The organism is Cobetia sp. 14N.309.X.WAT.E.A4 (assembly GCF_030397495.1).
GTDB classification, from domain to species: Bacteria; Pseudomonadota; Gammaproteobacteria; order Pseudomonadales; family Halomonadaceae; genus Cobetia; species Cobetia marina.
In genome coordinates, this window is record NZ_JAPNXT010000006.1 from 120,224 (window position 1) to 134,321 (window position 14,098).

The following is a 14,098-nucleotide window of genomic DNA, read 5'->3' on the forward strand; positions in this document are numbered from 1 at the left end:
ACCCAAGGCAGGAGCGCAGGTCTGCGATCCTGCCTGCAAGTCGCTAACGAGAGACTGCCGCCTGGACCGCACTGGCATCCGGCGTGTGGTCACGCGGTGGCAACAGATGCGCCAGCTCCCATGCCTGCATGCGCTCCAGCAGCAGGCCATGCACCTGATTGGCCGTCGGCTGACACAGGACCTCGCTGACCAGCCCCTGGGCTGCCGCCAACGACACGCGGCGAATGGCGGCACGGACACGTGGCAGGCTGGGCGCATTCATCGACAGACCATCAAAGCCCATTCCCAGCAGCAGCAAGGCGCCGGCAGGGTCACCGGCCAGCTCACCGCAGACGCTCACCGGCATGCCCAGCGCTTTCGATTCTTCCGCCAAGCGCGCCAGCGCGCGCAATACCGCCGGGTGACACGCATCATAGAGACTCGCCACTCGCGGGTTGTTGCGGTCCACCGCCAGCAGGTACTGGGTGAGGTCGTTGGACCCCACCGAGAAGAAGTCGACCCGGGTCGCGAGCGCTTCCAGTTGATAGAGGGCCGCCGGCACCTCGATCATCACGCCGACGCTGGGCCGTGAGACGTTGACACCGTCTTCCGCCAGCTCGATCAAGGCACGATTGACCAGCGCCAGCGCGGCATCCACCTCCTCGATCCCCGAGACCATCGGCAACATGATACGCAGATTGTCCAGGCCCTCGGCGGCGCGCAGCATGGCACGCAGCTGCACCATCAGGACTTCCGGGTGATCCAGTGTCACGCGTATGCCGCGCCAGCCAAGGAAGGGGTTGGCCTCCTTGATGGGGAAATAGGGAAGATCCTTGTCGCCCCCGATATCCAGCGTACGCATGGTGACAGGCAGAGGGGCAAAACCGGCCAGCTGCTCACGGTAGAGTCGTGCCTGCTCTTGCTCGCTGGGGAAGCGATCATTCATCATGAAGGGCACTTCCGTGCGGTAGAGCCCCACGCCGCCAACCCGGGTCTTGAGCGAGGCCACGGCATCCAGCGCCAGGCCGGTATTGACCATCAATGGCATCACATGGCCATCAGGCGTCACGCTCGGCAGATCCTGCTCCTGCTCCAGCAGCACGCTCAGCGCCTGCTCCTCGGCGATCAGCCGCGAATAATGCACGCTGAGCTCATGCTCCGGACGCACCACCAAACGACCGCGATGGCCATCGAGGATCACCGGCGCGCCACCCAGGCGTGACAGCGGCAGGTCCACCATCCCGAGCACGGTCGGAATTCCCATGGCCCGCGCCAGGATGGCGACGTGGGAGGTGCTGGATCCGCTGACCGCCACCAGCCCCTTGAGCCGCTCCCGCGGTACCTCGCCCAGTGTCGCCGGGCTGATCTCATGGCCGATCAGGATGGTGTTCTCGGGGTACTCGATCGGGCCGCTGTCGCCCTCCTCCTGCAGATGCGCGAGCACCCGCCGGCCAAGATCGCGGATATCCGCGGCGCGCTCACGCAGATAGTCATCATCCACGCGCTCGAGATACTGAACATGCCGGCGCACGATATCGGCCAGTGCCGCAGGCGCCCACTGCCCTTCCCGGATACGCTTCTCGACCTCCTGACCCAGCGCCGCGTCGCCCAGCATCTGCTGGTAGACCTCGAACAGCGCATGCTCCTGAGTGGAGATACGACTGGCCAGCCGCTCTGCCGCGACACGGATTTCCTCGCGCACGGCGTTGATCGCCTCCTTCAGGCGAGCGATCTCGAAGTCGATGTCGGTGGGAATGAGGTCCGGCACCGAGTCCAGATCCGCCGGCGGAGAGAGCACGAAGGCCTTGCCGATGACGACACCGGGAGACCCGGCGACTCCCTTGAAGGTCGCCTGGCCGCTGGTCCCGGCCAGCTTGCCCAGTGCCCCGGTCGCCAACGCATGCGCCAGCACACCTGCCAGCTGCGCGCCCAGCGTGACAAGAAAGGCTTCTTCGCCCTCATCGAAACGACGCTTCTCGTGCTGCTGGATGACCAGTACGCCGAGCACGCGGCGCTGATGGATGATGGGGACGCCCAGGAAGCTGGAGAAGCGCTCCTCGCCGGTTTCCTCGAAATACCGGAACTGGGGATGCGCCGGGGCATCCTCGAGGTTGAGCGGCTCCTCTCTGAGCGCCACCATGCCCACCAGCCCTTCACCGCGCGCCATGCTGACCTGTCCCACGGAAGACGAGCGCAGGCCAATGGTGTCCTTGAGCACGAATCGGTCCGTCTCGGGCGCCAGAAGGTAGACGGAACAGACATCCGTCTTCATGGCCTTGCGAATGCGCAACACCATCGTCGCCAGCGCCGCGTCGAGTGAACGCGCGCCATTGACCTCCTGAACGATACGCCGCAATACCTCAAGCATGGTGTACCTCGAGCATGACGCGCCTCACGAGGAAACAGGGTTCCTGGCCCGGACGCGCACGTTGCAGATGATGAGCCCGACCTCAATCGGGGATGTGGCGATCATTTCCCGTCGGCCTGATGGCGGCCTTGTCCTCGTTGCAGGGCATGTTGCCTTGCACCGCAGAGAGCGGCAGATTGCCCTGCGAATCCACCAGTCGTTGCAGACGCGGTGCCAGTTCGCGCAACGCGCGCCGGTAGACCTCGCGCTTGAAGGCCACGACCTGACCCAGCGGATACCAGTAACTGACCCACCGCCAACCATCGAACTCCGGCTTGGGCGTGGAATCCACACTCACGCGGTTGTCCTGACAGCGGATCTGCAACAGGAACCACTTCTGTTTCTGACCGATGCAGATCGGTCGGGAGTGCGTTCTCACCATGCGTCTGGGCAACCGGTAGCGCAGCCATCCTCGGGTACAGGCCAGTATCTCGACGTCCTCGGCCTTGAGGCCGATCTCTTCCTCGAGTTCACGATACAACGCCTGTTGCGGTGTCTCGTTTGGCTTGATGCCCCCTTGCGGAAACTGCCACGCATTCTGTCCTACCCGGCGCGCCCAGAGCAGCTGGCCCTCACAGTTGGCAATGATGATGCCAACGTTGGGGCGAAAGCCGTCAGCGTCGATCACGGATGTCACCTTTGATTCGTTAATTGAAACCATTCTTCCACAAAGGCTGAAAGCGCTTCAATACGCGGTTTGGCGGTGTGAAAGGCCAGGCACGTCTGCAATAATCGACCCCTTCACCGTATTGCACTGCAACACCGCCTTCGGAAATCCTCCGTTGGCCCCCGTACACCCGCGCAAACACTGGGCCGGCGACCTTGCCGCGCCCCTCTGTCTGCGTCCGTCGCCCACGCCAACGGCTGGGCTGAGCAAGGAGTTCTCCGTGAGTCTGGCCATCTTTGATCTCGACAATACCCTGATCGCCGGGGACAGCGATCACGCCTGGGGCGAGTTCCTGGTTGAACAAGGCGCTGTCGACGCTGACACCTACCGTGAAGCCAACGAGCGCTATTTCCAGCTCTATCAGAGTGGCGAACTGGACATTCACGAGTACCTGGCCTTCTCACTCAAGCCGCTGGCCGAGAACAGTCCGGAACAACTCGCCGCCTGGCACCAGCAGTTCATGGCCGCCAAGATCGAGCCCATCATTCTGGCACGGGCAGAAGAGCTGCTGGCGCGTCACCGTGCACGCGGCGATACGCTGCTGATCATCACCGCCACCAACCGCTTCATCACTGCCCCCATCGCCGAGCGTCTTGGCGTGGATGACCTGATCGCCATCGAGCCCGAGATCATCGACGGGCGCTACACCGGCCGCGTCGACGGAGTTCCCAGCTTCCAGGGCGGCAAGGTCACTCGCCTCGAAGCCTGGCTTGCCGAGCGTGATCACACCCTGGATGGCAGCACCTTCTATAGTGACTCCATCAATGATCTTCCGCTGCTCGAGCGTGTCGATACTGCCATTGCAGTGGACCCGGATGAGCAACTGTTGGCGACCGCCCAGCAGCGCGGATGGCGCATCATCTCACTGCGCGACTGACAAGCCATTGATTTTAAAACAAATAATCGACCTATAAGGGAATGCAGCTTCATCTATAAGGTTTTCATGTGGCTACAGGCATTCACCATAAAGTCGACCTTATTTGCTGAATCATTTCGCGTCCGATGTGTCTATAATGTGTGTCCATCGAACCGTCGAGCCTGACGAGGCATGCCCCGTCACGGCAGGACGGCCCCCGGTAGCCCGGTCGGGTGCCGGGGGATGTCCCTCACCAACTCTGAGCGTGAGCAGCCATGTCCTCAACGACATACGATGTCCTGATTGTGGGTGGCGGCGTGTCCGGCACCGCCCTTCTCTATGAACTCGCCCGCTACACCGACCTCTCGTCGGTCGGCCTGGTGGAAAAATACGACCATGTCGCGATCGTCAACTCGCACGGTCGCAACAACTCCCAGACCATCCACTGCGGCGACATCGAGACCAACTACACGGTCGAGAAGGCGCGCGTGACCAAGCGCACCGCAGGCATGGTGGTCAACTTCGCCACCAAGCTCAGCGAGAGTGAGCGCGATCACATCGTCTACAAGTACCCGAAGATGGTACTGGCGGTCGGTGCCAAGGAATGCCAGTTCCTACGCAAGCGCTTCGAGACCTTCAAGCCACTGTTCCCGAATCTGAAGCTGCTCGAGCGTGATGACATCGCCGAGCTTGAGCCGAAGGTCGTGGAAGGTCGCCGTCCGGACGAGGAAATCGTCGCGCTGGGTTCCACCGACGAATACACCGCCGTCAACTACACCACCCTGTCGGAGGCCTTCGTCAGCGAAGGCGAGAAGGCAGCGGCCGAGAAAGGCATGAACTTCGACGTTCGCCTCTCGACCGCCGTGGAAGACATCCGCAAGGAAGGTGACGTCTACAAGGTCAAGACGGACAAGGGCGAGCTCAGCGCACGCTATGTCGTGGTCAGCGCCGGTGGTCACTCCCTGCTGTTCGCCCACAAGATGGGCTACGGACTGGACAAGTCCTGCCTGCCGATGGCTGGCTCCTTCTACTTCACGCCGAAGGTGCTCAACGGCAAGGTCTACACCATCCAGAACGAGAACCTGCCGTTCGCCGCCGTCCACGGCGACCCGGACGTGCTGGTGGAAGGCAAGACCCGCTTCGGGCCGACCGCTCTGATGCTGCCGCTGCTGGAGCGCTACAACGGCAAGACCTTCTGGGAGTTCCTCAAGGTACTGCGCATGGACCGCAACGTCGTCAAGGCCCTGTGGGACCTGATGAAGGTGCGCGACATCCGCAACTACATCTTCAAGAACTTCATGTTCGAGGTGCCGGTACTGCGTGAGCGCCTGTTCCACGGCGACATCAAGAAGATCGTCCCGAGCCTGGACGTCAAGGATGTCAGCTTCGCCAAGGGCTTCGGCGGCGTGCGCCCGCAGCTGATCGACAAGAGCAAGCAGAAGCTCGTGATGGGCGAAGCCAAGATCAATCCGGGCACCGGCATCGTCTTCAACATGACGCCGTCACCGGGTGGCACCAGCTGTCTGGGCAACGCCGAGAAGGACATGTATCTCGCTCAGGAATTCCTTGGTTTCAACATCGACAAGGATGCCTTCGAGCGTGACCTGCTCACCGGCGAGATCGAGCTGACCGAACTCGAACGCCCGGAAGCCTCTTCCCTGATGTGATACGCCGCGCGGCGCCAACCGCCGCGCAGGTGAGCTGAAGGAAGTCGAGCCGAACGAAAAGCCCCCGCCAGCATCTGCTGACGGGGGCTTTTTCGTGTTGCCACTGACGGCGGCTGGCACTCAGCACTCAGTACTCAGCACTCAGCACTCAGTACTCAGGCGGACAGCATGTCTGCCTGAGTCATTCGCTCATGCCACGGGTTGCCGCGAGTGAGCCAGTGGCTCGTGTACCGCATGCAGGCGCTGAATCAGTTGATCTTCCAGCGCGAAGCGCTCCGTCAGCCCCTCCTGAAGACGGGCCAGCCACTCGGGCAGGCGTGTGCGGTAGTGCTGGCAGCGGGTCGGACTCGAGAAGTCTTCATCGAAGGACAGTACCAGCTCCGTCGAGGGCTCCAGACGCAGCATCAACTTCTCCGCAGCGGCCAGAGCCTGGGTGTCCTCGAAGACACGCCCCTCTTCCTTGAGCTGAGGATAGACTTCGAAATGGCCCGCCGAGATGTAATCCATCAACAGCTCGATGAAGCGATTGACGCGTGTCATGTCGAGCTGCTCGAGATCATTGACGCAGGCCTCGTGCAGATCCATGAAGCAGACCAGCATCTCGCGTCGCTGATCCAGCCAGCGATCAACCAACTGATGAACGCCACGAAAGCGTTCCGCCGCAGTGGTGCATTCCTCCAGCATGGGCGCCTCCTCTGGCATGACCCGAACGGTGGGGCTGACATCAGGTGCTCACCCCGCTGCCAACCCACTATCCTCCATGCGACGGACGCTGCCAACCCCCCACCATGGTGGCAGGCGTCATGCCCTCAACGCCGGAAGCTGCTCCACAGCATGGCCAGCGGTACCAGTGCCAGAGCACAGAAGCCGATCAGCGACCACTGAGGGATCGAGAGACCCAGCCACTGGGCACTGATCTGCGCGCATTCACCGGAGGCATTGAGCACTTGGGTGATCACGTCCCATACCGGCAGCACTTCCAGCATGTAGTTGAGGCCCGGGCCACAGGCCGGCACCTGATCCGGCGGAAGGGATTGCAGCCAGACATGACGACCGGCCAGCACGATGGCACCCACACTGCCCGCCAGCGCACCCAGCGCGTAGACGCGGGTACCGATACGCCCCGGTCCATGCACGGCACCCAGTAGGAAGAAGACGCCTGCCACGGCCACCGCCACGCGCTGGAAGATGCACAGCGAACATGGTGCCAGACCGAAGGCAAACTGCAGCACGAAGGCGACACCGAGCAGCAACGCGCACCCCAGCGCCCCCAGCAGGCACCACTGACGCCCGCTCCAGCGCGCCAGACAGGCGAGACCCCCACCCTGGCGTGTCGGCTGTTGTCCTGATTGATTGTCCGCGTGTGTCATTTGCTGTCCTTGCCGTCCGACTCCACTGGAGTCATTGGTGAGAAATGGCGCGATCACGAAGACATCTCTCCATGACCACCTCAGAGCATGCGTGGCGTCATTGCCTGGCCAGAACGCACGCATGGGCCAGAGACATCATCGGCGCCTCAAGTCTGAGGCGCCGATGATGTCGCGATGGCCGGTGTCGCCGCGATCAGCGATGGATGCCTATCATGCCGCGCAGGGATGACCTGAACATGAATCGGCGTTGCATCGACGAGTCAGGCCGGTTGCGTGGCATGCGCCGAGGCAAAGTATTCGGCCATGAAGGTATCGAAGTCCTGATGGTCGCCGGCCTCGATATCGCCCTGTTGCTGCAGGGAAGTCTCGACCAGTTGATCCAGCAGGTAGCCACGTGCACGCTCCATCGGCTCCGTCTTGAACTGCTCGGCCTGCCCCTTGGCCAGCGCCAGCACCTCATCGACGAAGTTGCTGCCGTTGTCGAGCATGCTGGTCAGCAGACGGCCCGAGGGCGTGGTCTGGGCATCGTCGAAGCGCGGCGCGAGTGCCGCCAGCGCATCGCGATGCTCGCTGCCTGACTTGTGATTCTCGTCCAGCAGGCTTGCCACTTCGCCAAGCTCATCCATCACGTTGGCGGCCAGTTCACGCAGACGCCGCTCCTCACCCTTGACGTTCAGGGTCAGCTCGGGGTCACGCCCCGCCTCCACGACGCGTCGCTTGCTGTCGTCAAGGTTGGCGCATTCCTCATCATCGATCCATGGGCTATCGGTCAGCAGACACCAGATCAGGAAGGTATCGAGGAAGCGGATCTGCGTCTCGTCGATCCCCACCGGCAGGAAGGGATTGAGATCCAGACAGCGCACCTCGATGTATTCGACGCCCCGGCCTTCCAGCGCCTGGCTGGGCGTCTCGTTGTGCCGGGTGACACGCTTGGGACGGATGTCGGAGTAGTACTCGTTCTCGATCTGCAGGATGTTGCTGGAGAGCTGCGACCAGCTGCCATCGGCCTGCTTCACCCCCAGCTTCTCGTAGTCCTTCCACGGCGTGACGATGGCGTGACGCAGCGTCCCGACGAAGTTGTCCAGCGAGTTGAAGCAGATCTTGAGCTGTGCCTGGACCTTGTTCTGATAGCCCAGGTCCGACATGCGCAGGCTGGTGGCATAGGCCGAGACCAGACTGCGGTCGGCCTGACGCTTGAGGCGGTCATCATTGCCGCCATCCAGGAAGCTTTCGTCGATCCCCGGCGAGGCGCCGAACAGATAGAGCAGAATCCAGCTATGGCGCCGGAAGTTGCGGATCAGCTCGAAGTAGCGGCGCGAGCGGAAGTCACGCGCATCCTCGCCTTCGGCATTCTCCATCTTCTGAAGCAGCGTCCAGAAATCATCCGGCAGCGAGAAGTTGTAATGGATACCGGCAATGGACTGCATGATGCGCCCGTAGCGCACATCCAGCCCCTTGCGGTAGACATGCTTCATGGTGCCGGTGTTGGAGGTGCCATAATCCGCGATCGGCACGCTGTCATTGCCGTTCAGCCTCGGCGGCATGCTGGCCGGCCAGATCAGCTCATCCCCCAGATTGCGATAGCTGAAACGATGCAGGTCCGCCAGAAACTCCAGGGAATCCTTGGGACGCGAGAAGACCGGCGTGATGTACTCGAGCAGCGACTCGGAATAATCCGTGGTGATGTACGGGTGAGTCAGCTTGGACCCCAGAGCACGCGGGTGCGGGGTCTGGCTGATGCGGCCGTCGGCGTCGACCCTGAGGCCTTCTTTCTCGATGCCACGGCGCAGACGCCCGAAGAGTCCCTGACGGGCGGGGGCCTTGAGTCGCGCAATGGCGGACGCGAGTTGCTCGGACAAGGTATTGACCCTTTCGCATGGGGAGAAGCCCAGCCTCTCCGGTCGAGTTGGATGACCATGGCCCGCGGACTGCACCGGATGCCATGCAAGACGCGAACGGCATCCACCGTTCGCGTCAGTCAGTATGCCCACATTATGGGCGCGTAAAAAATGCTTTCAAGGCTTATGATTTCGACTTGCGTGCATTGAGCAGGGCCGCTGCCATGGCATTGTTGGCGGGTGCCGCGCCGCCTCCTGCACTGGAGCCGCTGCCGCGACCGCCTCGTTCCTGACGGCCACCGCCGGTCTGGGAGCGCCCTCCACGATTGCCCTCGCTCCCGCGTCGCGCCTCGCCTCCCGCGCCTTTTTCACCGGGAGTATCGCTCATGCGCATGCTCAGCGCGATGCGTCCACGCGGTATGTCGACCTCCATCACCTTGACGCTGACGATGTCACCGGCCTTCACCACTTCACGCGGGTCGGCAACATACTTTTGCGACAGAGCAGAGATGTGTACCAGGCCATCCTGATGCACACCGATGTCCACGAAGGCCCCGAAATGGGTGACGTTGGTCACGACACCTTCAAGTTTCATGCCCGGTTCGAGATCCTTGAGCGTCTCGACCCCTTCCTTGAACTCGGCGAAGCGGAATTCAGGACGCGGGTCGCGCCCCGGCTTGTCCAGCTCCCGCAGGATGTCCGTGACTGTCGGCAACCCGAAGTGATCATCCGTGAACTCGGCAGGCTTCACGCTGCGCAGGAAACTGCTGTCGCCCAGCAGGCTGGGCAGCTCACGACCATGCGCTCTGGCGATACGCTCGACCAGCGGGTAGGCCTCAGGGTGAACGGCGCTGGCATCCAGCGGGTTCTCACCCTCGGCGATACGCAGGAAGCCGGCGCACTGCTCGAAGGTACGTGGCCCGAGCCGACTGACCTTCAGAAGCTCCTTGCGCGAGGCGAAGCGGCCATTGGCATCACGATGCGCGACGATGTTCTCGGCAAGCGTGGTATTCAGACCCGCGACGCGTGACAGCAGCGCACTGGACGCCATGTTGAGATCGACACCGACGCCATTGACGCAGTCCTCGACCACCGCCTCCAGACTGCGCCCCAGCTGCACCTGACTGACATCATGCTGATACTGGCCGACCCCGATGGACTTGGGCTCGATCTTGACCAGCTCGCCGAGCGGGTCCTGCAGGCGACGGGCAATGGAGACCGCACCACGAATGGTCACGTCCAGATCCGGGAACTCACGCGCGGCATATTCCGAAGCGGAGTAGATGGACGCCCCTGCCTCGTTGACCATCACCTTCTGCAGGCGACGACCGGACAGGCGGGTCAGCACGTCGGCGGCCAGCTTGTCGGTCTCGCGTGATGCGGTCCCGTTGCCGATGGCGATCAGCTCGACATCATGACGCTCGACCAGCCTGACCAGCTCCGCCACCGAGGCATCCCAACGATTGTGAGGCGCATGCGGGTAGAGGGTGGCCTGATCGACATACTTGCCGGTGGCGTCCACCACCGCGACCTTGACGCCGGTACGCAGGCCCGGATCCAGCCCCAGGGTGGCCTTGGGCCCCGCCGGGGCTGCCAGCAGCAGATCCTTCAGGTTGTCGGCGAAGACCTGGATGGCCTCCTGCTCGGCACGCTCACGCAGGCGGCCGATCAGCTCGCTTTCCAGATGGGTATAGAGCTTGACCCGCCAGGTCCAGCGCACCACCTCCTTCAACCAGCGATCCGCGGCGCGCCCCTGGTCCTCGAGGGAGAAATGCGCCGCGATGGCACCCTCCATCGGGTGCCGCGGCAACTCGTCCTCGCCTTCCAGCTTGAGCGCGAGGCTCAGCACGCCTTCATTGCGACCCCGCAGCATGGCCAGCGCGCGATGCGACGGTGCCTTGTGCAGCGGCTCGTCGTGTTCGAAGTAATCGGAGAACTTGGCGCCTTCCTGTTCCTTGCCCTTCATCACCCGGGCACTGAGGATACCGTCATCCCACAGACGCTGACGCAGACGACCGACAAGCGCGGCGTCTTCCGCGAAGCGCTCCATCAGAATCTGCTTGGCCCCATCCAGTGCCGCCTTGGGGTCGGCCACGTCCTTGTCGGCATCGACGAAGCCAGCTGCCTCGTCTTCCGGCACGAGCGTCGGGTCGCCAAGCAAGGCATCCGCCAACGGCTCAAGACCCGCCTCACGGGCAATCTGGGCCTTGGTACGACGCTTCTTGCGATACGGCAGGTAGAGGTCTTCCAGACGCTGCTTGCTGTCGGCAGCCAGCACATCGCGCTCGAGACTCGCGGTCAGCTTGCTCTGCTCGGCAATGGATTCGAGTACCACCTGACGGCGCTCTTCCAGCTCACGCAGGTAGCGCAGGCGCTCTTCCAGAAGACGCATCTGGGTGTCATCCAGCCCGCCGGTCGCCTCCTTGCGGTAACGCGAGATGAAGGGCACGGTGGCGCCGCCATCCAGCAGCTCCACCGTCGCGGTGATCTGTTCTTCACGCACGTCCAGCTCCGCCGCCAGCGCCTGCTGGATACGGCGAGCGGTAGCAGCAGGCGACAGCGTCGGTGCAGGGCGAGCGGTAGTGGCGTCAGTTGCGGTAGCGTCCATGAAACATCGATCCCTTCACGACTATGATTCTGGTGACAAGACGCAGGCGGCCCGGTCGCTGAGTCGACCGGGCCGCCTGCATCACGATGCCGTCACGTTACCACAAAGCCCGTGGATTGCTTTAGCTTCACAGGCCCCCTCAGGCCGGCACGAAACGCAGCGCCACCCCATTGTTGCACCAGCGCAGTCCCGTGGGCCTGGGGCCGTCCTCGAACACGTGTCCCTGATGCCCTCCGCAGCGTGCGCAGTGATATTCGGTACGCGGCCACACCAGCCCGTAGTCCGTCTTGGTCAACAGATGCCCTTCGATATGATCGAAGAAACTCGGCCAGCCAGTGCCGGACTCGAACTTGGTACGCGAGGTGAACAGCGTAAGGTCACAGCCGGCACAACGGTACTCACCGTCACGCGATTCCTTGTTGAGCGCGCTGGAGCCTGAGCGCTCGGTGCCTTCCTCGCGCAGCACGCGATACTGCTCTGCACTCAGGCGTGCGCGCCACTCGTCGTCATCCAGCACGAGCTCGGCAATGTCCGGCGAGCGCTCCAGCTCAAGCTCCGGGCGAGCGGCAGCCAGTCCCGGCAGTGCCAACATCGCACCGCCACCCAATACAAGCCCCATGAATTGGCGACGTTGCATGACGAATCTCCTTTATCCGATATGAACCGCGATACCGGGATTACGCACGGCACGCCTCGTTGGATGCATGTCACCTTGGCCCTCGCACGCAAGTCGACTCTCTCGCATGCACGAAAAAGCCCCCATATCGGCAGATCCGGCATGGGGGCTTGCGCATTCACAGAGGGAGGCATGACGTCAGGCAGGAGACATCGGCTCAGATACGCAGACCGCCATCACATTCGATCACGCGCCCCGTGAAGTAATCATTGTCGAAGATGAAGGCCACGCTGCCCGCGATGTCTTCCGGACGTCCCAGATCACGCATCGGGATGCCACTCTTGATCTTGTCGAGCATCTCCGGCTTCATGCCGGCGGTCATTTCAGTGGCGATGAAGCCCGGTGCCACGGCACCGACACGAATCTTGTAGCGCGCCAGCTCCTTGGCCCAGGTGACGCTCATCGCGGCGACACCCGCCTTGGCTGCGGTGTAATTGCTCTGCCCCATGTTGCCGGCGCGCGAGATGCTGGAGATGTTGACGATCACGCCCGGCTGACCGGCCTCGATCATCTGACTGGCGGCTTCACGCGTGCACAGGAAGACACCGGTCAGATTGACATCGATGACCTGCTGCCAGCTGGACAGCGACATGGTCTTCTCCACGACTCCATCACGCGCCTTGATCAGCAGACCATCTCGGGTAATGCCGGCATTGTTGACCAGACCACTCACCGGACCCAGCGCCGCCTTGATGGCAGAGAAGGCTTGCGTGACGGAGGCCTCGTCCGCGACGTCGGTCACGAACCCCTGCGCCTTGATGCCCGCCGCTTCCAGGCTCGAGACAGCGTCATCCAGACCGCCCTGTTCGATATCCAGCAGCGCCAGCACGGCGCCCTTCTCACCCAGATGTCGCGCCATGGCCAGCCCCAGCCCACGAGCGCCGCCCGTAATCGCGATGACCTTGTCGTCAAGCTTCATGTCCCGTCTCCCAGGTTGTCTGCCGACAGCGAGAAATGCCTGCCGGGTGCGAGGCCCGCATGCCGTACGAGCGTCACGATCAATGTGTCGAGTGTCCCGCACCGCGTCCATCCGCGTGTGCCTCCGTGACTGGAGCTGTCACGGATGACGAACGCTGCAGGCTCACGGTGAATCTGCATGACGCAGTGCAACAGATTGCGACGTGTCCTGCCTCAACGCTGGCCCAACCGGCCAACGCAACCGGTCTCGTCATCAACGTAGCGGCCTGCAGGCGGGTGCTGATGCGGCGTGCCCATGTCCCTTCCGGCCGCCATGGGGCCCGCCTGGTCAGGCGTATCGTTGCCACCTTCGGACACTTGAGACATCCGTCGCGCCTGACACGGTATCACTCGCCGTCATTGTGCACTGCAACATCCAGCATGGCACCGCTCTACCACCAGCGCCAGCCATCCACGTCGGCCGGCATGAGCCTTTCATGACATCGATTCGACTGTTCCCCATCCTGCTGCTGGTTTACCCTTGACGCATTGGTGCAAGCTGCCATTTACCGGATTCGGGAGAGACGATGCCCATACTGCTAGTGATTACCCTGTTCGGGTTATTGGATTTCGTGGTGCTGTTCAGTCTTGGCAGCCAGATAGGGCTGTTGCCGACGCTGGCACTGGTACTGATCACCGGCGCCGTGGGCCTGCATCTGATTCGACGCGAAGGTCGCGCGACATTGATGCGTGCTCAGGAGCGCCTGCAACGTGGCGAGATGCCCTCCGGTGAACTGATGGAAGGCGCGGCGCTGATCTTCGGTGGCGCGCTGCTCATGGCACCGGGATTTCTCTCGGATGGCCTGGGGCTGCTCTGCCTGCTGCCGGCCTCGCGTGGACTGCTGACCCGAGGCCTGAGCGGCAACAACGTCATCGCACGCTTCTTCAAGGGTCGCTTCTCCGCACAGAGTCAGTCACGTCAGACGCACTCCGGCAACTGGCAGTCCAAGGATCACGGCACTGCCCAGCAGGAGGAGCCACAGCGCGAATCAGGCCGCGCCAATAGCGGTGACAAGGGTGGGCAGCCGCTGGAAGGCGATTACATCAGCCGCGATGAGCCACGTCTGTAGGCC

10 protein-coding genes and 1 pseudogene are annotated in these 14,098 nt (G+C 62.7%); 3 read left to right on the top strand and 8 right to left on the bottom strand.

The window, feature by feature from the left end; translation table 11 throughout:
- Nucleotides 1-43 precede the first annotated feature (43 nt).
- Together ptsP and OW493_RS10115 are read right to left on the bottom strand one after the other, a co-directional pair.
- Nucleotides 44-2,347, bottom strand: coding sequence for a phosphoenolpyruvate--protein phosphotransferase (gene ptsP, locus OW493_RS10110; protein ID WP_084208018.1), 2,304 nt, complete (start codon nt 2,345-2,347; stop codon nt 44-46).
- 202 nt (nt 2,348-2,549) lie between these two features.
- Nucleotides 2,550-3,014 (bottom strand): annotated as a pseudogene (locus OW493_RS10115) (RNA pyrophosphohydrolase); the annotation flags it as partial.
- Between the two features lie 259 nt (nt 3,015-3,273).
- Here OW493_RS10115 and OW493_RS10120 point away from each other — a divergent pair.
- A complete protein-coding gene (locus tag OW493_RS10120; protein ID WP_077375196.1) occupies nt 3,274-3,930 on the top strand; it encodes an HAD family hydrolase in 657 nt (218 codons plus the stop codon).
- 254 nt (nt 3,931-4,184) lie between these two features.
- Complete coding sequence (locus OW493_RS10125; protein ID WP_077375199.1) at nt 4,185-5,576, top strand: FAD-dependent oxidoreductase; 1,392 nt, start codon at nt 4,185-4,187, stop codon at nt 5,574-5,576.
- Between the two features lie 189 nt (nt 5,577-5,765).
- On the opposite strand, the gene rsd is transcribed toward OW493_RS10125, so the two are convergent.
- From rsd to OW493_RS10155, 6 genes are all read right to left on the bottom strand, one after another.
- Entirely contained in the window at nt 5,766-6,260 is a 495-nt protein-coding gene (gene rsd / locus OW493_RS10130; protein ID WP_077375202.1) for a sigma D regulator, read from the bottom strand.
- 125 nt (nt 6,261-6,385) lie between these two features.
- Complete coding sequence (locus OW493_RS10135) at nt 6,386-6,946, bottom strand: disulfide bond formation protein B (protein ID WP_077375205.1); 561 nt, start codon at nt 6,944-6,946, stop codon at nt 6,386-6,388.
- Between the two features lie 260 nt (nt 6,947-7,206).
- The gene (gshA, locus tag OW493_RS10140) at nt 7,207-8,805 is read right to left on the bottom strand and encodes a glutamate--cysteine ligase (RefSeq protein WP_289864021.1); all 1,599 of its coding nucleotides are present in this window, start codon (nt 8,803-8,805) and stop codon (nt 7,207-7,209) included.
- Between the two features lie 163 nt (nt 8,806-8,968).
- Entirely contained in the window at nt 8,969-11,392 is a 2,424-nt protein-coding gene (locus OW493_RS10145; protein ID WP_289864022.1) for a Tex family protein, read from the bottom strand.
- Between the two features lie 139 nt (nt 11,393-11,531).
- On the bottom strand, nt 11,532-12,029 hold the full coding sequence (msrB, locus tag OW493_RS10150; RefSeq protein WP_084208014.1) for a peptide-methionine (R)-S-oxide reductase MsrB: 498 nt from the start codon (nt 12,027-12,029) through the stop codon (nt 11,532-11,534).
- Nucleotides 12,030-12,225: 196 nt separating this feature from the next.
- Nucleotides 12,226-12,987, bottom strand: a complete 762-nt coding sequence (locus tag OW493_RS10155) for an SDR family oxidoreductase (RefSeq protein ID WP_084208013.1) — start codon at nt 12,985-12,987, stop codon at nt 12,226-12,228.
- Between the two features lie 565 nt (nt 12,988-13,552).
- Between OW493_RS10155 and OW493_RS10160 the strand changes: the two genes are divergently transcribed.
- The gene (locus OW493_RS10160) at nt 13,553-14,095 is read left to right on the top strand and encodes an FxsA family protein (protein ID WP_289864023.1); all 543 of its coding nucleotides are present in this window, start codon (nt 13,553-13,555) and stop codon (nt 14,093-14,095) included.
- Nucleotides 14,096-14,098 lie beyond the last annotated feature (3 nt).